The 20806-nt window shown below is 40.8% G+C and carries 19 protein-coding genes; 3 read left to right on the plus strand and 16 right to left on the minus strand.

From position 1 onward, the window contains the following. Window positions 1-60: 60 nt before the first annotated feature. On the minus strand, window positions 61-1572 hold the full coding sequence (locus PSF28_RS05530) for a hypothetical protein (RefSeq protein ID WP_004905723.1): 1512 nt from the start codon (window positions 1570-1572) through the stop codon (window positions 61-63). Between the two features lie 203 nt (window positions 1573-1775). Between PSF28_RS05530 and PSF28_RS05535 the strand changes: the two genes are divergently transcribed. Beyond that, window positions 1776-2270 carry a GNAT family N-acetyltransferase gene (locus PSF28_RS05535; RefSeq protein WP_272684756.1) on the plus strand — a complete coding sequence of 165 codons (495 nt, stop codon included), beginning with the start codon at window positions 1776-1778 and terminating at the stop codon, window positions 2268-2270. A gap of 70 nt (window positions 2271-2340) precedes the next feature. Here PSF28_RS05535 and PSF28_RS05540 read toward each other — a convergent pair whose 3' ends face one another. From PSF28_RS05540 to PSF28_RS05595, 12 genes are all read right to left on the minus strand, one after another. Beyond that, window positions 2341-2700, minus strand: coding sequence for a helix-turn-helix domain-containing protein (locus PSF28_RS05540; protein ID WP_272684757.1), 360 nt, complete (start codon window positions 2698-2700; stop codon window positions 2341-2343). Next, window positions 2697-3008 (minus strand): type II toxin-antitoxin system HigB family toxin, encoded by a 312-nt coding sequence (locus PSF28_RS05545; protein WP_210837061.1) that lies wholly within the window; start codon window positions 3006-3008, stop codon window positions 2697-2699. Before PSF28_RS05545 ends, PSF28_RS05540 begins: the two co-directional genes overlap by 4 nt. Window positions 3009-3146: 138 nt before the next feature. Continuing rightward, window positions 3147-3863: a purine-nucleoside phosphorylase gene (gene deoD, locus PSF28_RS05550; RefSeq protein ID WP_004914779.1), complete on the minus strand. Its 717-nt coding sequence runs from the start codon at window positions 3861-3863 to the stop codon at window positions 3147-3149. Between the two features lie 245 nt (window positions 3864-4108). After that, complete coding sequence (gene deoB / locus PSF28_RS05555; protein ID WP_272684758.1) at window positions 4109-5332, minus strand: phosphopentomutase; 1224 nt, start codon at window positions 5330-5332, stop codon at window positions 4109-4111. 52 nt (window positions 5333-5384) lie between these two features. Beyond that, on the minus strand, window positions 5385-6707 hold the full coding sequence (gene deoA / locus PSF28_RS05560; RefSeq protein ID WP_210837057.1) for a thymidine phosphorylase: 1323 nt from the start codon (window positions 6705-6707) through the stop codon (window positions 5385-5387). A gap of 48 nt (window positions 6708-6755) precedes the next feature. After that, window positions 6756-7535, minus strand: a complete 780-nt coding sequence (gene deoC / locus PSF28_RS05565; RefSeq protein ID WP_210837055.1) for a deoxyribose-phosphate aldolase — start codon at window positions 7533-7535, stop codon at window positions 6756-6758. Window positions 7536-8008: 473 nt separating this feature from the next. Further along, window positions 8009-9292, minus strand: a complete 1284-nt coding sequence (locus tag PSF28_RS05570; RefSeq protein ID WP_210837066.1) for a NupC/NupG family nucleoside CNT transporter — start codon at window positions 9290-9292, stop codon at window positions 8009-8011. 305 nt (window positions 9293-9597) lie between these two features. Beyond that, window positions 9598-10383, minus strand: coding sequence for a TatD family hydrolase (locus PSF28_RS05575; protein ID WP_272684759.1), 786 nt, complete (start codon window positions 10381-10383; stop codon window positions 9598-9600). After that, a complete protein-coding gene (locus tag PSF28_RS05580) occupies window positions 10376-11473 on the minus strand; it encodes a patatin-like phospholipase family protein (RefSeq protein WP_210837051.1) in 1098 nt (365 codons plus the stop codon). The genes PSF28_RS05575 and PSF28_RS05580 overlap by 8 nt, the downstream gene beginning before the upstream one ends. Window positions 11474-11605: 132 nt before the next feature. Continuing rightward, a complete protein-coding gene (locus tag PSF28_RS05585; protein ID WP_115166591.1) occupies window positions 11606-12016 on the minus strand; it encodes a BON domain-containing protein in 411 nt (136 codons plus the stop codon). Between the two features lie 192 nt (window positions 12017-12208). After that, window positions 12209-13798, minus strand: coding sequence for a peptide chain release factor 3 (gene prfC / locus PSF28_RS05590; RefSeq protein ID WP_004914793.1), 1590 nt, complete (start codon window positions 13796-13798; stop codon window positions 12209-12211). Between the two features lie 202 nt (window positions 13799-14000). Continuing rightward, window positions 14001-15065, minus strand: coding sequence for a tartrate dehydrogenase (locus tag PSF28_RS05595; RefSeq protein WP_210837049.1), 1065 nt, complete (start codon window positions 15063-15065; stop codon window positions 14001-14003). Window positions 15066-15167: 102 nt separating this feature from the next. Between PSF28_RS05595 and PSF28_RS05600 the strand changes: the two genes are divergently transcribed. Together PSF28_RS05600 and PSF28_RS05605 are read left to right on the plus strand one after the other, a co-directional pair. Continuing rightward, window positions 15168-16082, plus strand: coding sequence for a LysR substrate-binding domain-containing protein (locus tag PSF28_RS05600; RefSeq protein WP_210837048.1), 915 nt, complete (start codon window positions 15168-15170; stop codon window positions 16080-16082). Between the two features lie 34 nt (window positions 16083-16116). Beyond that, window positions 16117-17022: a helix-turn-helix domain-containing protein gene (locus PSF28_RS05605; protein WP_210837047.1), complete on the plus strand. Its 906-nt coding sequence runs from the start codon at window positions 16117-16119 to the stop codon at window positions 17020-17022. 45 nt (window positions 17023-17067) lie between these two features. On the opposite strand, the gene PSF28_RS05610 is transcribed toward PSF28_RS05605, so the two are convergent. Genes PSF28_RS05610 through PSF28_RS05620 form a run of 3 tightly spaced genes read right to left on the minus strand, consistent with a single transcriptional unit; the run spans window position 17068 to window position 20651 of the window. Beyond that, entirely contained in the window at window positions 17068-18021 is a 954-nt protein-coding gene (locus PSF28_RS05610) for a PDR/VanB family oxidoreductase (RefSeq protein ID WP_272684760.1), read from the minus strand. Window positions 18022-18037: 16 nt separating this feature from the next. Beyond that, a complete protein-coding gene (locus tag PSF28_RS05615; protein WP_272684761.1) occupies window positions 18038-19486 on the minus strand; it encodes an NAD-dependent succinate-semialdehyde dehydrogenase in 1449 nt (482 codons plus the stop codon). A 37-nt stretch (window positions 19487-19523) separates the two neighbouring features. Further along, window positions 19524-20651, minus strand: coding sequence for an aromatic ring-hydroxylating oxygenase subunit alpha (locus PSF28_RS05620; RefSeq protein WP_210837044.1), 1128 nt, complete (start codon window positions 20649-20651; stop codon window positions 19524-19526). Window positions 20652-20806: the final 155 nt, after the last annotated feature.

Below are 20806 nucleotides of genomic sequence, written 5' to 3' on the forward strand. Positions count from 1 at the left end.
GAAAAACCAACAGCTTTATTCATCAAGCTGTTGGTTTCCATAGCCACATCAACCGTACCATTATTTAAATGAATGCCTTACGTTATAGATAAAATTTAACATTCGATTATTTAAGTTATTAAATAATGAAAACATGCGTTCTTTGAATGATATTTCTTTAGATTTCGCTATTTCAACCTCTAGTTTTAGTTTATCCATTGAAATATCCAGATAGTGTTCAATATCACTAGCAATTTTATTTGCCTTAATTCTTTTATACTTAAGAATATTTACAATCAAATCAATTTTAGAAAGAAATGTTTCTATATTTGCGTTGATTCTTTTTCCATTAATAATTTCAACCACAGAGTCTACAATATTTTTAGATATTGATTTTATTATTAGCATTGATTTAATTCTAGCAATAGCAGCATCTATAATTTTATTTTTTTCTTCGAAACATTTACTATCATATTCAGATTTCAAAAATTCAACATCTAAATTCATTTTCTCTTTTATAAAGTCAATAATCTTTTCATCCTTTAAATTATCACTCAATTTTGTTAAAAATCGCCTACCCTCACTGGTAAACTTATTTTCAGAGAGAATACCCTTGAGAAAAATTATTTTATCAATACTTTCAACTCCTTTGAAAATATCAAAATCAGAAAATTTCTTTATATTTTTAATGTAGTCATTATACTTATATTCGTTTAGCTTAAGTTTAACTAAATACTCATTTGAATAATTAATAAGATATTTTTTAATTTTTGTGATTATTTCTTTCTGGAACCCTTTTTTTTCAAGTAAAGACTCTATCGCGTAGGTTGCAACTCGACAGGATGAGTTATATATAGATAGAAAGCGCTGTTCTTGATACAAGTGAAGAACTTTACTCTTATCATCGTTCATTATTGAATTAGTAATTTTCACAAAAACATTCTCAAGTTCCTTTCTTATATCATCTTCATTCCCAATCGGTTCTTTTGTTCTAATGTAACTCATCAAAAATTTTATATGACTCAATTCATTCTTAGATAAAGCCTCTCCTGTTTTAAAATCATTAATTAAATCATCAAAACTGTCACATTCAACCTTATTTATTTTTTTACTCTCTTCATCCCTCTTACTTTTTTTTAACTCCATTTTACTTTCAATATTACCCGCCATTTTATTTACAGCCTGTTTAAATTTATCTCCCATCTTCCCACTAAAATCGCGCCTTTCATATTCATTTTTAGCGCTAGATATTTCCTTATCTTTAACATCTATAGGTTGGAGAGTTGTCTCTTTATCACTAATATTTATCTTTACATTTTTATTTATTGAAGTATCTCTATCAACTTTCAATCCTTTCTTAAAATACTTATCAATTTTTTCTTTCGCTTTCCCGCTCGCAACAATACCCCATGATTTATTTATTTCTGCCCAGCCATTCTCGCCATTGTTTTTGGCTGTTTTTATTTTATCGATGATGATATCGCTTTTCCCTTCGAAAACCTTTGGATTTTTGGTTATTGCTATTACCATGTCATTCAATGACATAGTTAAATATTTTTTTTCATCAAAATTTTTATTTTTAACAGATAACATATCAACCTCTTCAATTTCTATTTTGTTTTCACTTAAAATAATAAAATAGCGTATAGAATCTCATTAGTTTTTTATATCAAATAGCGATTGCAATACACTCACTTTATTTCATGATTTTTATAGGATAACGCTTATATCTCATTGACATAGTATGTTTTTAATGTGATTAATATATTCTAGAAATAATAATAATGAGAAAAGTAATGAATAACATAACCATCCGCAGAGCAACTCTGGACGATGTGCCTGCAATAACTAAAATGCACGCTGATTATTCGGCGTATGCCAACACCTTACAATTGCCATACCCAACAGAAAAAACCTGGGAAGCTCGCCTCGGGGAAAATGATCCACTCGTCACTCAGTTTGTTGCCACCATTGGTGACGACGTTGTGGGTTTGCTAGTTATCAGCCAACCGAGCCAAGTACGCCGTCGCCATGTTGCGACTTTCGGCATTACCGTCAGTGAAGCTCACCAAGGCAAAGGTATTGGCTCACAACTGATGCAAGTGATGGTGGATTACTGTGACAATTGGCTGAATGTGCGCCGTATTGAATTGGAAGTGTTCGCCCTCAACGATAATGGCCTTGGCTTATATCAAAAATTTGGCTTCGAGGAAGAAGGGAGAATGCGCGATTATGCATTCCGTGACGGGCAATACGTTGATGCCATCATGATGAGTAGGATAAAAAGTTAGTCTTAAAACGCCATAGCACCTATGGCGTTCACCTTAACTATTCATTCAAAAGACTATTCCTTCAAAAGTACTACACCCCGACTAAGCTGCGTAATGGAATACCAAACTGATAATGCAAACGTCGGATCATAGGTAACGTTAAATTACGTTTACCATTTAATATTTCATAAACCCGATTCGCTTTACCTATTGCAGGCTCTAAATCTTTAACTGTAAGCCCTTGTTGTTCCATACGAAATTTAATCGCTTCAATGGGGTCTGGTGCTTCTATGGGATAATGCCTTTTTTCGTACTCTTCAATTAATAAGCACATCACTTCAAAATAATCCCCCTCAGGGGTATTTAGCTCGGGCTCATTATCAAACATAGGAGAAACAGCCAATAAGGCCGCTTCGTAGTCTTGCTCTGTTCTGATGGGTTTAATTTTCATGTCCATGACTCCAAATCCACCGTTTCTGCATCAACTCGATCATACTGTTCATGAGTTCCAATGAATTTAACGAATATCCACCCACGCTGATATGCAATAGCCACAATTAACCGATAACAATTTCCTTTTATATTAAATACCACCCGCTTGTTCTTTAAAATACTTGCGCTGCGGTACATTCCTTTGATATCTGAAGGGGTTTTCCATGTTGCTTTAATCGCTTCATCTAACCAGGACTTCAGTGGTTGTTCTGACTCTGGATATTTTAGCCAAAAATCTTTCAGCGTTTTTAGGGAGATGATTTTCATTAAAATAGCCTAGTCCCATTTTAGGACTAAGTCAATCATCAAATCCCAGTTTAGGACTAGTTTGTCAAACTCTTCCCTCAAAAAAAATGCCACGCTATGCGTGGCATTTAGAAAATCATCTTAGTATTGAGTTAACGACTATTTGTCGCCTAACAACACGGAATCCAGTGCTATTTCAATCATTTCATTGAACGTGGTTTGACGCTCTTCTGAGGTGGTTTGTTCGCCAGTTTTGATGTGGTCAGAAACGGTACAAATCGTTAACGCGCGAGCACCAAACTCAGCGGCAACACCATAGATGCCCGCGGCTTCCATCTCAACACCCAGAATGCCGTATTTTTCCATTACTTTGAACATATCAGGGTCTGGTGAGTAGAATAGGTCTGCTGAGAACAAGTTACCCACACGTACATTCACGTTTCTTGCTTTTGCCGCTTCAACCGCATTATGAACTAAGTCATAGTCTGCAATCGCTGCAAAATCATTTTCTTTAAAACGTTGGCGGTTAACTCGTGAGTCAGTACAAGCACCCATACCGATAACGACATCACGTAATTTTACGTCATCCATTACTGCGCCACATGAACCAACACGAATAATCACTTTCACTCCAAAATCAGTGATCAATTCTTTCGCATAAATTGAGCATGAAGGGATACCCATACCGTGGCCCATAACTGAGATTTTACGGCCTTTGTAAGTCCCAGTGAAACCTAACATGCCACGCACATTATTGACTTGGCGAACATCTTGCAGGAAAGTTTCAGCGATGTATTTTGCACGTAATGGGTCGCCTGGCATCAGAACGACATCAGCGAAATCACCCATTTCTGCATTAATATGTGGAGTTGCCATGATTATTTCCCTTTAAATGATTAAATATTTTTAAGTTAATAAGGTGGCTTTCCCACCTTATTATTAAAAAAAGATGACGGCAAAGCCTTGCCCATTACCTTTCATTCCCCGTCATTACCCTAAATAATTTGAGTTGTCGCTAGGCGGCAAAGAAAATCATCCCTATGAGCATACATAAGTATGTGATTAGGGGGATTTTATGCAGCCAACACCGCGACAGCTCAAAGAATGACGGGTAATGGGTGTTAGAGCATTGGTTTACCATACTCCATCGGCGACAAATCAAAGTACTTAGCGACTGTCTGCCCAATGTCCGCGAACGTTTCACGGTGACCTAATGAGCCTGGTTTAACTTTTGGTCCATAAATCAGTACTGGGATGTGCTCACGGGTATGGTCTGTACCTGGCCAAGTTGGGTCACAACCGTGGTCAGCCGTTAAAATCAGAATGTCATCTTCTTTAACTAATTTCATTAGCTCTGGTAAACGACGGTCAAATAGTTCTAATGCCGCTGCATAACCCGCTACATCACGACGGTGACCATACGAGGAGTCAAAATCAACAAAGTTAGTAAACACGATAGTGTTATCACCTGCCAGTTTCATTTCTTCTACTGTCGCATCAAATAAAGCATCTAAACCCGTCGCTTTAATTTTCTTGGTGATACCAACATGAGCGTAAATATCAGCAATTTTACCGACAGAAACCACTTCACCTTGTTTTTCATCAACCAGTTTTTTCAACACAGTCGGTGCCGGTGGCTCAACCGCTAAGTCATGACGGTTACCTGTACGAGAGAAATTACCCGCTTTGTCACCAACAAATGGACGCGCGATAACACGGCCAATGTTGTAACCACCTTTGGTTAACTCTTCACGTGCGATTTCGCACAGCTCATACAGTTTATCTAAGCCATAAGTTTCTTCGTGACACGCAATTTGGAATACTGAGTCAGCAGAGGTATAGAAAATCGGTTTACCGGTTTTCATGTGCTCTTCACCCAGTTGATCGAGGATAACTGTACCGGATGAATGGCAGTTACCTAAATAGCCCGGCAAGTTTGCTTTCTCAACTAAAGTATCCAGCAGTTCTTGTGGGAAGCTGTTTTCTTCATCAGAGAAATAACCCCAATCAAATAGCACAGGCACACCCGCAATTTCCCAGTGACCTGACGGAGTATCTTTACCCGAAGAAATTTCGCTCGCATAAGCGTATGCGCCAATAATTTCTGCATTAGGATCAAGGCCCGCAGGGAATGAACCGCTTGATTCCTCTCCTGCTTTACCTAAACCTAATTTTGTTAAATTCGGTAAATGCAGAGGCCCTTTACGACCAATATCCGCTTCGCCGCGTGCGCAAGCATCTGCAATGTGACCCAACGTATTTGAGCCTTCATCACCAAATTTATGTGCATCGTGTGCAGCACCGATCCCAAAGGAATCCAAAACCATAATAAATGTGCGTTTCATATTTTTCTCCTGCGGTATTTTTAAATACGATATACCACTAAAATCTTGTGTATTACTCGCTGATTTGGCGATAAACCATTGGTGTTGCTTCAGGTGCTTTATCTCCAATCACCATCGCTTCACGCACTTCTTTCGCCGCTTCTTCCCACGCTTTTTCACTATTTGCATGGATAATTGCCAGTGGCGTTTGGGTATCCACTTTGGCACCTAACGCAGCGATATCACTCAAACCAACACTATAATCAATTGGGTCTGTCGCTTTACGACGACCACCACCTAAAGTCACGACAGACATTCCCAGCGCACGTGTATCCATTTGCGTGATAATGCCGTCTTTTGGTGCATAAACCGCTTTGCTCAGTACCGCAGTTGGCAAGTATTTGTTGTAATTTTCAACAAAATCAGCAGGCCCTTTTTGCGCTGCAACCATACGGCCAAACACTTCAGCCGCTTTACCATTGTCTAATACTGCCTGTAATTTTTGACGTGCTTCTTCGCGGTTTGCGGCTAATGAACCAGACACTAACATTTCTACGCATAATGCCATGGTGACTTCATAAAGACGTGGATTACGGTATTCACCTGTCAAAAATTGTACAGCTTCACGCACTTCAACGGCGTTACCGGCACTGGATGCCAATACTTCATTCATGTCAGTCAATAATGCGGTGGTTTTACAACCTGCCCCATTCGCAACTTTAACAATAGACTCAGCTAACTGTTCTGACTTCTCATAAGTTGGCATAAATGCGCCTGAGCCGACTTTAACGTCCATCACTAGAGCATCAAGGCCTTCAGCCAATTTTTTACCTAAGATTGAAGCTGTAATTAGCGGAATGGAATCCACTGTCGCTGTGATATCACGGGTTGCATAAAAACGTTTGTCTGCAGGTGCTAATGAATTGGTTTGCCCAATAATGGCTACCCCGACATCTTTGATAATGTCACGGAAACGAACATCATCTGGGAAAATATCGAAATTAGGGATCGCTTCGAGTTTATCTAATGTGCCACCAGTGTGGCCTAAACCTCGGCCTGAGATCATAGGTACATAACCACCACACGCTGCGACCATTGGGCCGAGCATTAATGAAGTGACATCACCCACACCGCCAGTTGAATGTTTATCAACTAATGGGCCATTGAGATTGAGTGATTTCCAGTTCAGAACGGTTCCTGAATCACGCATGGCTAGCGTTAATGCAACACGCTCAGGCATGGTCATATCATTAAAATAGATAGTCATTGCCAATGCAGCAATTTGACCTTCTGAAACTGAGTTATCGCGAACACCATTGATAAAGAAACGAATTTCTTCTTCGCTTAATGGCTTACCATCACGTTTTTTACGGATAATTTCTTGTGCCAGAAACACAATATGCTCCTTTAAAGTCGAATTTATCGGCTAACGATATTGCAAAAATTAATAGCTGCTGCTTGATTTTTTAACGTCAAAACCCAGCGTATTTAATAAATTTGCTAATAAGCTAGAAGCACCAAAACGGAAATGGCGGCTATCTGCCCAATCATCACCTAAAATTCGACCAGCTAACGCTAAGTATTCTGCCGCTTCTTCTGCGGTACGTACGCCACCAGCGGGTTTAAAACCTACTGTTTTTTTCACGCCCATATCATGGATAACTTGCATCATGATTTCTGCGCTTTCTAATGTTGCATTAACAGGCACTTTACCTGTTGACGTTTTAATAAAATCTGCGCCCGCTTTAATGGAAATTTCAGAAGCTTTACGGATTAATGCTGCATCTTTTAACTCACCTGTTTCAATGATCACTTTCAACAACACATTGGCTGCTGCGCAAGCATCTTTACAGGCTTTCACTAAGTCAAAACCAATTTGCTCATTACCGGCAATCAATGCGCGATAAGGGAATACCACGTCAACTTCGTCCGCACCGTAAGCAATCGCCGCTTTAGTTTCAGCTAATGCGATATCAATATCATCGTTACCGTGAGGGAAATTTGTGACCGTTGCAATTCGTACATCTGGAGTGCCTTGCTCACGTAATATTTTACGTGCGATTGGAATAAAACGAGGATAAATACAGATTGCTGCCGTATTGCCTGCAGGGCTTTTCGCTTGATGGCACAGTGCGATGACTTTCGCATCAGTATCGTCATCATTTAAAGTGGTTAAATCCATAAGGGACAGCGCGCGTTGTGCGGCCGCTTTTAAATCAGTCATATAACTCTCCAACGTTGTTAATTCTTCAGAACGACACGTTCTTTGTTGGCGAGCGGGCTTGGTTCCTTAAAGATGCTAGTCGGATGCTTTCCGAACTGAGCAGCTGAGATCCTTCTCACCGCATCATGCCCTAGAGTCCTAGACTCTGAGAACTAGCAGTTCCATAGCAGCTTACTAATACCTATTTGACCATGGAATGATGCCATTTTATGTGCTACAAATCACATTAATCGACTGAATGTTACATTATTAAAATAAAAAATGTGATCAACATCTAATTATACCATCTCTCACCATCCATTTTTCTCTCAAATGGCTTTTCAATGTATTCTTCATCATTAATTGACTAAGTTAAGAATAGTTGAAAATTTACGATTGATATAAAAAGTCACAAAAGAATATAGCGAATCAAAATGAAAACGGAAGGATTATTCCCCTTCCGTCTAATTGAATTGGTTGATAGCCAATATAATTTAAATGATTGCTGCTGCGCCTAACGTCAAGAAAAAGCCAGCAATCGTTGCACTCATTAAGTTAGACAGGGTACCGGCCATAACCGCTTTCATACCTAAACGAGCAACATCACCACGGCGATTTGGCGCCATTCCGCCTAAACCACCGAGTAAGATAGCGACGGATGAAAGGTTAGCAAAACCACATAATGCAAACGAAATAATCGCTTTAGTATGGTCAGAAAGTACTTGTTTACCTGCCGCCAGTACTTCAGCATCCGCTTTCATGTATTCACCAAAGTTCATGAATGCAACAAACTCATTCACGACAATTTTTTGGCCGATGAAAGAACCGGCAATTGTCGCTTCACTCCACGGCACACCAATTAAGTATGCGATTGGGGCAAATAACCAACCTAACAATAATTCCAGTGACAGCTGCGGATAATCAAACCAGCCACCAATGCCACCTAAGATACCATTGATCAATGCAATTAAAGCGATAAACGCCAATAACATTGCACCCACGTTCAGCGCTAGTTGCATCCCGGATGATGCCCCAGAAGCGGCCGCATCAATGATATTGGCAGGGCGTTCATCTTCAGCGACTAAATCTGTCGCATCAACCCTATCTTTTACATCTTCTGTTTCTGGAACCATCAGTTTGGCAAATAACAAACCACCTGGAGCAGCCATAAAGGAGGCAGCAATCAGGTATTCCATTGGTACACCCATTTGTGCATAGCCCGCCAAAACTGAACCCGCGACAGACGCTAAACCACCACACATAATGGCAAATAACTCTGATGTCGTCATTGTTGCAATATAAGGGCGAACAACCAATGGCGCTTCCGTTTGCCCAACAAAGATATTTGCTGTCGCAGATAACGATTCTGTTCTTGAGGTTCCCAATATTTTTTGCAGGCCACCACCAAGTACTTTAATCACTAACTGCATGATTCCTAAGTAGTAAAGGACAGCAATCAATGAAGAGAAGAAAACAATGATTGGCAAAACGCGGAAAGCAAAAATAAAACCACCGCCACCAAATAGTTCAAACATTTTATCGGAAACTAGGCCGCCAAAGATGAAGCTCATCCCATCTTGACCATATCCAATAACTTTAGAAACCGCGTCAGACATCCCTTGGAGCACACTACGCCCCGCTGGAACATAAAGAACAAATGCACCAATGGCTAATTGAATTAAAAATGCGCCGCCAACTGTGCGTAGTCTAATTGCTCGGCGATTGCTGGAAAATAGAATAGCTATCGCGATAAGTACCGCCATTCCGATAATACTCATAATGAGCTGCATGGAAGGATCCCTGTTCACTTTATTTTAGGTTGATATATAAGGAAACGTGTAAGTCGCCTTGACTCTTAATTTGATGATTATACCTAGTCATCACCAATAACCCGCAATACTCATCACAAATACATACTGCAATAAACAACAAAAATTCACACAATGTGACAAAAATCACAAAATCAACTCAGTTTAGTCTGGAAAGGCACTAAAATCCCAATTAGTCACAATAAAAACTAAATAGATTTAAATAGCTAATTAATGAAATTATATAAATATTATTTATGATTATGTATGCGGTTTTACTGGGAAAGATTAAATAACGACAAACTATTGTTGTAAAGTTGTTGGGCTATTTCTGCAGGGGATTCGTGGCGAAGCTCACATAATGAACGAAAAACCCACTCAATACGTTCAGGTCGATTTGGCTCGCCTTGAAAACCTGAAACAGGCATATCGGGGGCATCCGTTTCGAATAATAATGAAGTCAAAGGAAGTTGTGACATCACATAGCGAGTTTTATTCGCTCTTTCATAGGTAATTGTCCCACCGACACCAATATAATAACCAAGTTTAACAAAGGCTTGTGCCTGAGATAGGCTACCAGCAAAGCCATGTACGACTCCACGGGCAGGAACATCAAAACGACGTAGCATCGCCGCTAATGGGTCATGACTTTTACGTGAATGCAAAATAACTGGTAAATCAAACTGTTTCGCTAGCTTCAATTGTGCGGACAACACCCCTTGCTGGCGTTCAAACTGAGGGTTTTGCATATAGAGGTCGAGCCCAATTTCCCCTATCGCCACACACTTTTTATTTTTTTGGTTAAGATAATCAACCAAAATATCAATGTGTTGTTCTTGAAATTGGCTCAAATATAACGGATGAAACCCCATGGCAGCATGTAACTGCGGATACTGCTGTGCCAGTTGCCAAACTCGTACAAAATTATCCACACTCACGGTAGGAATAACAATATCACTCACGCCACTTTGTTGAGCAAGCTGCAAACTTTCAGTGAAGGAGTCACTAAAAGGTGGAAAATCAAAATGGCAATGGGTATCGATAAATTGATGTTTAGCCATCACGATTTTCATTTGCGGATATTGCGGCCAAAGGCATTGAGGTAACAGGCTCCGTCACCAATTTCGGAATAAGTTCATTTGGTACTTGTGGCTCAAGCTGAATATCGAGTGGGTTAGACTCAATTTTCTGTGCCAAAGTATGGCTAAAGCGATTTGTGTTGTGGTCAAAGGCATCACCCAGTGCTGCAATAAAATAGCGGCCACACCGGCGCCCCGTATGGTAATCTTGATTAAGCGAAGACACCTTACTGCCCAGCGCACTGCTTTTCAGTGGAACAGGTGGATAAATCTCAAAGACCTGTACATCTTTTGGTGGATTTTCAATAAATTCTTGTGTTCTACGGTAGCTTTTCAGATGAACTTTTAGCATCGCGGCCATACGTTGTAGGCCATTCTTATCCCCTTCCAGCCACCGAGTCATTCTTTTCACCCATTCAGGGGTAAAATACATTTGGGAGGGAACGGTACGGATCACCACAATAGTCTCTGCACCGCGGCGGTATGCCTCTTCAACTGGGATAGCAGCACTAATGCCACCATCTTGGTAAAGCGTGCCATCAAATTCAACACCTTCCCGATAAAAACCCGGAATAGCGCTGGATGCACGAATAATATCGAGCCAATTGTCGGCATCAGGCTTTAGAAAAGCAGCCGAAAAATCATCACTGCGGCTTGCTCCCATATAGAATTCACGGCCTGAATTTAATAAATCGAGCCCTGCTTGTATACGTAATGGGAATTCTTTTGCTGTGGTGTCGACGAGCCAATCTAAATCAATCAGATGGCCTCCACGGATAAAACGTAGTGGATTAAAAAATGCCGAATTGGTCGTATAGCGAGTGATCACACGGCGCGCATAACCCGCTTGCCCACAAATATATGCAGACAGGTTTTGAGCCCCTGCTGAAGTACCTATCATCAGATCAAAAGGGTTGAAGTCAGAAATAAGAAACTCATCCAGTACACCCGCAGTAAAAATCCCTCGTTGACCGCCACCTTCACAAATCAGGGCAGTTTTTCCCGAGTTGATATTATCAAAGAATGCTAGCGGCTCAATCGTGCCGAGTGTAACTGAAACGTGTTTTCCCATAATGCCTCTGGATGGCAGAAGTTCATTTGAAATAGCTCAAAAACAGAATGAGCTTCCTTTTGAAAGCCCATTCTATCGAGATTGTACAATAAATATTCAGCAATATGAGCTATTGAGACATTTATTTATAGATTAGTTAGCAATCACTAAACCATTTTGCACTGATTTCACCCCGTTAACTTGGGATGCAACTTGGGTAATTTTATCCATCTGATCGGCTGATTTTACGAAACCGGATAAGTAAACAACACCATTGACGGTTTTGACTGATACGCTGTTACTTGAAATGCCTTTCGTACCCAGTAATTTTCCTTTTACATCCGCAGTAATCGCTGAGTCATCAATGTACTCACCGGTATTTTTAGCGCCACTCGAAATGGCATTTCCAGTATCTTTACCGGCCATTTCCACTGTCTTAGATGCACTGTCCCACGTTTCTGAAGCTTGTTTTTTCAAAGCACTATCCGATGATGAGCTACAAGCTGCGAGCGCCCAGCTCAACCCAATAACGCCTAACACGCTCAATAGTTTTGCTTTTTTCATAAAAACCTTCCTTTCACTGCAATGGACAACGAATAATATAGCCTAAGTAAAAAAATATAAAAAATAAAGAGAAAGGTAATAAAGACAGAATATTCTTGATGATAAGCACCAAAAAACAGGAAAAGTAGCTTTAAATGAAGTTCGAAATAAGATGACCCACTGACTATTGTTAGTCGTGGGTCATCAACGCAATTAGTGTTCGCGTGTTTTGCGGAATTTAACGTCAGGGTAACGTTCACTGGTGAGGTTAAGATTTACCATAGTCGGTGCGATATAAGATAAGTTATCGCCACCATCAAGGGCTAAGTTTTGCTCATTTTTGCGTTTAAACTCTTCGAATTTCTTCGCATCATCACACTCAACCCAACGCGCAGTAGAAACGTTAACGGCTTCATAAATAGCTTCAACGTTATATTCGCTTTTCAAACGCGAAACTACCACGTCAAACTGCAGCACCCCTACCGCACCAACAATTAAATCATTGTTAGTTAACGGGCGGAAAACCTGTACCGCTCCCTCTTCAGATAACTGAACGAGGCCTTTTAACAGTTGTTTTTGTTTCAATGGGTCACGTAAACGAATACGGCGGAATAATTCAGGGGCAAAGTTAGGAATCCCCGTAAACTTGAGTTCTTCACCTTGCGTGAAGGTATCACCGATTTGAATCGTGCCATGGTTATGTAACCCAATGATATCCCCTGCATAGGCGTTTTCGACCTGAGAGCGATCCCCCGCCATAAAGGTTAAAGCATCAGAAATGACCACGTCTTTTTTGATACGCACTTGGCGTAGTTTCATACCCTTTTCATAAGTACCTGAAACAATACGCATAAATGCAACACGGTCACGGTGTTTCGGGTCCATATTCGCTTGGATTTTAAATACGAAACCGGTGAACTTTTCTTCTGTCGCATTAACTTGGCGTAAATCTGTTTGGCGTGGCTGCGGCTGTGGAGCCCATTCAACTAAGCCATCTAACATATGGTCAACACCAAAGTTACCTAACGCAGTACCGAAAAAGACAGGGGTTAATTCACCCTGTAAGAATGCATCATGGTCAAATTCATGGGATGCCCCTTGAACCAATTCTAGCTCATCACGTAACTGTGCGGCTAATTCTTCACCAACAGCAGCATCGAGATCGGGGTTGTTTAACCCTTTAATTATACGAACTTCTTGAATCGTATGCCCTTGGCCTGTTTGGTATAGGATTGTTTCATCACGTAATAAATGATAAACACCCTTGAATAATTTACCGCAACCGATAGGCCATGTGATTGGACAACAAGCAATTTTCAGCTCATTTTCCACTTCATCCATTAATTCCATCGGGTCACGAATATCACGGTCCAATTTATTCATGAAAGTTAAAATTGGAGTGTCACGTAGACGGGTGACTTCCATCAGTTTACGTGTCCGGTCTTCAACCCCTTTACCTGAGTCAATCACCATCAAGCAGCAGTCAACTGCCGTTAATGTACGATAAGTATCTTCAGAGAAGTCTTCGTGACCTGGGGTATCCAGTAAGTTAACAAGACAATCATTATAAGGAAACTGCATGACAGAGGTAGTAATCGAAATACCACGCTGCTTTTCCATTTCCATCCAGTCAGATTTAGCGTGTTGATTAGAGCCACGGCCTTTTACCGTACCTGCACGTTGAATAGCATGCCCGAACAATAACACTTTTTCAGTGATTGTGGTTTTACCCGCATCGGGGTGGGATATGATAGCAAACGTTCTGCGTGTGCTAACTTCATGGAGAAAGTTCTGATCTGTCATTTAACCGTTCTTTTCGTTTATATACAGATTTGTATAAGCATTCGAAGAGGCTCAATGTGGCTCTTGGCGTCGCAAATCCGTCTTGTTAATCAAAATTGGCGGATATTTTCGCAGATCTTGGGGGTATTAACAATCAAAGCATCGAGGAACAGGCAAAACAGTCCCCCGATGGCTCACTAAATTGACTCAATAAACACCGCCTTTAGGCACTGACTAAACGGGTAATTTCATCCCCTAGCGCCTGTGTACTGGCATTACCTCCCATATCGCGAGTCAAATGTTGACGTTGTTTAATCGCTGTTTCTACTGCGGACATGATAGAATCATGCATCTCAGGGCACCCCAAATGCTGCATCATCATAGCGGCTGCCCAAATCGTACCAATCGGGTTGGCAATATTTTGCCCTGCGATATCAGGTGCTGACCCGTGAACAGGCTCAAACATCGATGGGAATTGTTTTTCTGGGTTAATATTGGCCGATGGCGCAATCGCAATAGTTCCGGTACAAGCAGGCCCTAAATCAGACAAAATATCGCCAAACAGGTTTGATCCAACAATCACATCGTAGAACTCTGGCATTCTCACTAAGTTTGCTGCAAAAATATCAATATGGAATTGGTCAACTTTGATATCTGGGTATTGCTTCGCCATTTCGGCTACACGGCTATCCCAATAAGGCATTGAATGAAATAGCCCGTTAGATTTCGTCGCTGAACTCAAATGTTTTTTCTCGCGTGACAGCGCCAAATCAAAAGCATATTTTAAGATACGGTCGGTACCTTTACGGGTAAAAATACTTTGTTGTAATACCATTTCTTCATCAGTACCTTCGTACTGAATACCGCCAATCGCAGAGTATTCCCCTTCAACATTTTCACGCACGACATAAAAATCAATATCTCCCGGTTTTTTATCTGCTAGTGGGCATTTAATGCCATCAAATAAGCGTACAGGGCGCAAGTTAACATATTGGTTGAAAGCGCGGCGGATGGGTAATAGCAGCCCCCATAATGAAATATGATCAGGAACACCAGGGAACCCTACCGCGCCGAGGAAAATCGCATCAAATTTTTGCAACTGTTCTAAGCCATCTTCAGGCATCATGCGCCCAGTACGGTGATAGGTTTCGCACGACCAATCAAAATGGGTAAAGTTAAGTTTTACATTGTGTTTATTGGCTGCCGCTACTAATACTTTTAATCCTTCAGGGATCACTTCGGTACCAATACCATCACCAGGAATAACCGCTATGTTAAATTGTGACATTGTGAAAACCTCTGATAAATGAATTATGTCTGTTTGTTCTCCAGTTTAGGGGTTGCTGTGATAAAGTATAGATATGAAGTGTAATCCTTAGGTTTACAAACTATGAACAAGCTTCCTTCGTTAGAGGATATCCGCGTTTTTGTCACAGTTGCCCGTTTGATGAGTTTCTCTCAAGCGGCTTCACAGCTGTTGGTGTCCCCAGCTTATGTTTCTAAACGCATTAAGTTGCTAGAAGAAAATTTAGGACAAACTTTATTTTTTAGGACTGCTCGCTCAATTAAGCTAACTCACGAAGGGCAAATTATTTTACGTAGCAGTGAAGTGATGCTAGCTGAATTGGAACAGATGCAACAGCAACTCAACGCCTGTCGCGAAGAGATCCGCGGCTCACTGCGTATCAGTTGTAGCACAGGGTTTGGCAGTACTTATATTAACCCGTTTATCCTCACACTACGGGGAAATTATCCTTTATTAGGCATTGATCTCACTTTAACCGATAAGTCTGTCGATATTATTAGTGAAAATATTGATGTTGATATCTGTATTGGCGGTGCAATAGCGGAGCAATTTATTGCTAGGCGAATTGCACAAAACCAACGAATTCTGTGCGCTTCGCCAACCTATTTAGCAGCACACGGCTACCCAAAATATCCACAAGAGCTAGAACAAAAACACTTTTGTATTGCGATTAAAGAGCGCAACCAAGCCCCCGCAGTATGGAAGCTTGAACAACAGCAAGAAAGTATGACGGTCACCCCCAATAGCAAATTAACCGTCAACAATGGTGAAGTCGCCAAACAGTGGTGTTTAAGTGGTGAAGGGATCCTATTGCGCTCCCAATGGAGTGTGCAGCCTGAGTTACAGTCTGGTCAATTAGTACGAGTATTACCGCAATGGCATCAAACCGCAGATGTTTATGCTGTATATTCGAGAAGTCTCCGAACGAGTGCTAATCTTAGAGTCTTTATCGAAAATCTAGAGCAATACCTTGCGACTCACTTATCACATGGTTTTTAGTTAACCCCATAAGTTATAAGGTAAACATGAATTGATGACAGAAACAGAGACATTCAAAGAACGTTTGTTGAAATTGCTAAAACAGAAAAAAATGAGTCAATTAAAGGCAGCTGAAGCCCTTGGTGTTTCTCGAACGGCGGTTAATAAGTGGACAAAAGGCGGTATGATTGATGAAGATAATCTTGAAAAGCTCGCCACGTTATTAGATGTCGACAAAATATGGTTGAAATACGGTGAATATACCAATAACCAAGTTACTGTTAGCAATTCAGGTGTCATGCGCAACATCAACGAAGTCCATCTTCAAGAATCGGCAGATATCGTGACATGGGAGTGGGACTTATTAACTGGGGAATTGAACTACTCGGACAACGTTGAAGCCGTATATGGTATCAAAATTACCAGTAATGACGATTTCTGGGCCTTAATGAGCCACGACTCTAAAGAAAAATTGGTCAATGGGTATTCCAAAATTATCCGTGAAGGTGGTGCCCATGAAATGGATTTTAAAATTAACTGGGAAGGCGATTACCGCTGGATCACCTCCCGAGCGACAGGAGTCAAAGGTCCTAATGGTAAAGTGACAAAGCTGGTTGGGATCAGCTTAGACAACACAGAACGTAAAAATACCGAACTGCGCCTGCGTAAAATCAAATGTTATTTTGATGTTTTATTATCTCATTTCAATCATTTAGTTGTATTCACAGATAAGGCAGGTGAAATATTAGCCAGCAACTTACACAACCAATCGACTGAAATAGATTACCTTGAACTACAACGTTTATTGTATCAATTAGTGATAAACCATAAGCCTTGGTTAGATGAAGTATTTCGCACTGGACGGGGGCAAATCGTTTTTCAAGATAAGCAAATTACAGCTTATCAACACTTTAATGATGAAAAACAACCTTTTTTAATGTTTGAATTAAAAGATATTTAAAACCAGTATCTTGCCCCACTTATGGCTAAAGCGGGGCAGCTTTGGTTATAAATCAAGAACTAATCGTTTAGATTTAGCTCGCGACACACACAACATCATCGTTTTTTGTTCAGCTTTTTCATCATCATCAAGGTAGTGGTCACGGTGGTCCGCCTCTCCCTCAAGTATCGCCGTCTCACAAGTCCCACAAACCCCATTACGGCATAAACATTCCACGTTAATGCGCTTATCAGCTTCGATTACCTGTAAAATAGACTCATCTCTACCCACTTCCAAACTAAAGCCTGAACGTTGAAAATAGACCTCAAATGAATCCCCTTCACTGGCAATTTCGCCAAAATTTTCAAAATGAACCTGTGATTCACCAAGGTGCTGATGGCCCTTTTCAATCACCTCATTAATTAATGATTGAGGGCCACATACATACAGATGGCTATTACTCACTTGTGCTTTAACCAATTGTTCGACAGACATTCGCTGCCCTTGGCTGCTGTCATAAAGAAATAAACGCGAGCCAATACGCTGTTGTAAATGTTCAAGAAATGCCGCTGTTGCGCTATCACGAAAACAGTAATGAAGCTCAAAATCCATTTCATTTTCTTCTAACTCATAGAGATAAGAAAGAAAAGGCGTGATCCCAATCCCACCTGCGATCAAAATATGCTTACATTGGTTATCCGCAGCTAATGAGAAAAAATTCTGCGCTGGGGACAAATATAAACTATCCCCAGCAGATAGGTGCTCATGCATAAATGCCGAACCGCCTTTCGAATTTTCATCACGTAAGACTGAAATGCAATAGCTTCCACATTGCTGTGGGTCACTGATTAATGAATATGCACGTTGCAAACCAGCCTGCTCACCCATATGAACGGTGACATGACTACCTGCACTAAAAGGCATTAGCGCGCCCTCTTGTGCAACAAACTCGAACATTTTGATATTTGGGCTAATTTGCTCAATTCGACTGACATTGACTGCAATTTTTTGTTGGTTCATCACAGTGACCCTCTCATTATTCAATATCTAAACACAGATACTTAGTACTTAAATAATCCTCAATGCCATATCGAGAGCCTTCTTTTCCTAAACCTGATTGTTTTACTCCTCCAAAAGGAGCAACTTCATTAGAAATTAAGCCTGTATTGATACCGACCATGCCACTTTGCAGTTTTTCAGCAACGCGGTAAACACGGCTAACATCACGAGAAAAGAAATAAGCCGCTAAGCCATAAATCGTATTATTGGCACGAGTAATTACTTCATTTTCATCACTAAAACGAATTAATGTTGCAATGGGACCAAAGATTTCTTCATGAACAATCCTCATTGAGTCATCAACATCAACAAGGACTTTTGGATTAAAGAAATTGCCATACTCCGCCACTTCGCTGCCTAAGGTTAATTGATGTGCCCCTTTCGCGAGTGCATCCTGTAGCAACTCATTCATACCATCAATGGCACGTGTCGTGATCATAGGCCCAATATCCGTTCCTATTTCAAGGCCATTACCGACTTGCAATTTGGCGACTTCTGCAACGAACTTGGATTGAAATTCATCGAAAATAGCATCTTGAAGATAAAAACGGTTCACACAAACACAGGTTTGCCCGCCATTACGAAACTTAGCTTGCACCGCACTTTTTACCGCTTTATCAATATCTGCATCTTCAAAAACAATAAAAGGCGCATTTCCTCCCAGTTCGAGTGACGTTTTCTTAATTGTCGATGCACATTGCTCAGACAATACTCGACCAACTTGCGTTGAACCGGTGAACGAAAACTTGCTGATAAGCTCATGTTTAGTTAGACGTTCACCTAGAACACGAGAATCCCCAGTAATGATGTTAAATATCCCTGCGGGAATACCTGCTTCATCTGCCAATTGAGCGAGGGCGAGTGCCGTAAAAGGCGTTTCAGTCGCTGGCTTGATGATGATACTACAACCCGCAGCCAGTGCTGGAGCCGCTTTACGGGTGATCATCGCTGCAGGAAAATTCCACGGAGTAATCGCACTGCAAACACCGATCGGCTGCTTGATTGTCGAAAGACGGTTACTTCCCACCGTTTGAGGGATGGTTTCCCCATAAACACGTTTTCCCTCTTCTGCAAACCATTCAATAAAAGAAGCGGCATAACGAATTTCACCTTTTGCTTCGTGCAATGGCTTGCCTTGTTCTAGGGTCATCAAGCGCCCAAGATTGTCAACATGGGCTTCAATCAGCTCAAACCAGCGGCGTAGAATGATAGAACGCGCTTTAGCAGTGAGCTTACTCCAATCTTCCATTGCAAAATGGGCATATTTAATCGCTTCATCCACTTGTGCAGCCGACAGGCTGGGAATCGTTCCCAGCACAGATTGGTCAACAGGATTAGTCACAGGGATTTTCTTATCTGAATCAACCCATTGCCCATTGATGTAGCATGACTGACGAAATAGCGCAGGGTGAGTTAAATGATGCATTTGTGACTTCTCCTTTTATTTTTCATGAATAGCGTGATTACTCAGTATGTGCGCCGGCGACAATTTTATGGAAATGGGCGACGCCATGTTCGCTAATTCCACTACGCTGCCTGTCAGCCATAATGCGCCCTTGGCCTCGGTAACCCCGTGATCGCAATCCTTTTTGTACACTTTCTACCAAGCGAAGATCTTCTGGGCGGAATACGGTGCGATACCATTCAACTAAGTTTTTCTGATACTCGGTAAGCTCTTCATTGAGGAAATAAATATCATAGTGCTGCAAGGTTTCCCCTGCATTCACTGGAAACTCATAAATTACCGTCATGAAATCCCCGCCTGGAGGCATATTGAACATGGTGCTTGGCCAAATCCAAAAACCAAAGAAACGTGGATCTAAAACAGATTCATCAAACTGATAGGAGGACTCAGAGGGTTTTGCTTTACCAATTTGAACAGTCCAATTATCCAATAATTGGTGTTCGTATACGTTGACATCAACGGAACTTGCAAAGCTCACATGGTTAGTTGGGCAGTGATAACACTCAATATAGTTATCAACGATGGTTTTCCAATTGGCTGGTGTATGACTAACAAAACGTGCAGCCAATTTTAAATCGCTAATCACCGCACACGCTTCTTGCATTTTTTCGGCTAAGCCAGGAAGTTGCTCTTCAATAGGTTGAGGTTCACCAGCCGTCATATTTACATAGATAAACCCTGCATGCTCAATAACATGGAAGCTACTCAGTGACATTGCATCTGCTTCAAAATTGTTCACATTCTCACAATTGGTCGCATGTGCTAGTTGACCATCTAGCTTGAATGCCCACGCATGGTAAGGGCAAGTAATCACATTTTTGACTTTACCACTTTCACCGCTGATCAACTGGTGTCCACGGTGTGGACAGACATTATAAAAACCACGCAATACATCATCACGACCACGAACAATCACGAGGCTTTCGCCAATGAGCTCACGAGTGATATACGAATTTTTTTCTTTTACCTCACTAACATGAGCGACACAAACCCATGAATTAGCAAATATTTTTTCTTTTTCATACTCAAAAACATCATTAGACGTGTAATAACGAGCAGGGATTGTCCATGCGTTATCAATATCAAGGTGATCATTAATCGAAATGACTTTAGCTGCATTGCTCATAATTGCCCTCACTTGTGTAAACTTATAGTTAACATCTTTTTCAGGAATGTTAATGCAGATCGCATTAATGATCAAATGAAATATTGACAAAAATTTAATCAATAACATTTATTTGTTTTATAACAATGAGTTGAATTAACAATAATTATTGCAAC

This window comes from Providencia sp. PROV130, from assembly GCF_028482225.1.
GTDB lineage: Bacteria > Pseudomonadota > Gammaproteobacteria > Enterobacterales > Enterobacteriaceae > Providencia > Providencia rettgeri.

Bases quoted from the DNA above. Each gene is read 5' to 3' on its own strand.
- PSF28_RS05575 (WP_272684759.1), bottom strand. From the start codon at position 10,383: ATGGCTAAACATCAATTTATCGATACCCATTGCCATTTTGATTTTCCA.
- PSF28_RS05580 (WP_210837051.1), bottom strand. From the start codon at position 11,473: ATGGGAAAACACGTTTCAGTTACACTCGGCACGATTGAGCCGCTAGCA.
- PSF28_RS05530 (WP_004905723.1), bottom strand. From the start codon at position 1,572: ATGTTATCTGTTAAAAATAAAAATTTTGATGAAAAAAAATATTTAACT.
- deoD (WP_004914779.1), bottom strand. From the start codon at position 3,863: ATGGCAACTCCACATATTAATGCAGAAATGGGTGATTTCGCTGATGTC.
- PSF28_RS05540 (WP_272684757.1), bottom strand. From the start codon at position 2,700: ATGAAAATTAAACCCATCAGAACAGAGCAAGACTACGAAGCGGCCTTA.
- PSF28_RS05570 (WP_210837066.1), bottom strand. From the start codon at position 9,292: ATGAGTATTATCGGAATGGCGGTACTTATCGCGATAGCTATTCTATTT.
- PSF28_RS05595 (WP_210837049.1), bottom strand. From the start codon at position 15,065: ATGTCACAATTTAACATAGCGGTTATTCCTGGTGATGGTATTGGTACC.
- PSF28_RS05610 (WP_272684760.1), bottom strand. From the start codon at position 18,021: ATGAACCAACAAAAAATTGCAGTCAATGTCAGTCGAATTGAGCAAATT.
- PSF28_RS05615 (WP_272684761.1), bottom strand. From the start codon at position 19,486: ATGCATCATTTAACTCACCCTGCGCTATTTCGTCAGTCATGCTACATC.
- prfC (WP_004914793.1), bottom strand. From the start codon at position 13,798: ATGACAGATCAGAACTTTCTCCATGAAGTTAGCACACGCAGAACGTTT.
- PSF28_RS05600 (WP_210837048.1), top strand. From the start codon at position 15,168: ATGAACAAGCTTCCTTCGTTAGAGGATATCCGCGTTTTTGTCACAGTT.
- deoC (WP_210837055.1), bottom strand. From the start codon at position 7,535: ATGACTGATTTAAAAGCGGCCGCACAACGCGCGCTGTCCCTTATGGAT.
- PSF28_RS05535 (WP_272684756.1), top strand. From the start codon at position 1,776: ATGAATAACATAACCATCCGCAGAGCAACTCTGGACGATGTGCCTGCA.
- PSF28_RS05585 (WP_115166591.1), bottom strand. From the start codon at position 12,016: ATGAAAAAAGCAAAACTATTGAGCGTGTTAGGCGTTATTGGGTTGAGC.
- PSF28_RS05605 (WP_210837047.1), top strand. From the start codon at position 16,117: ATGACAGAAACAGAGACATTCAAAGAACGTTTGTTGAAATTGCTAAAA.
- PSF28_RS05545 (WP_210837061.1), bottom strand. From the start codon at position 3,008: ATGAAAATCATCTCCCTAAAAACGCTGAAAGATTTTTGGCTAAAATAT.
- deoB (WP_272684758.1), bottom strand. From the start codon at position 5,332: ATGAAACGCACATTTATTATGGTTTTGGATTCCTTTGGGATCGGTGCT.
- PSF28_RS05620 (WP_210837044.1), bottom strand. From the start codon at position 20,651: ATGAGCAATGCAGCTAAAGTCATTTCGATTAATGATCACCTTGATATT.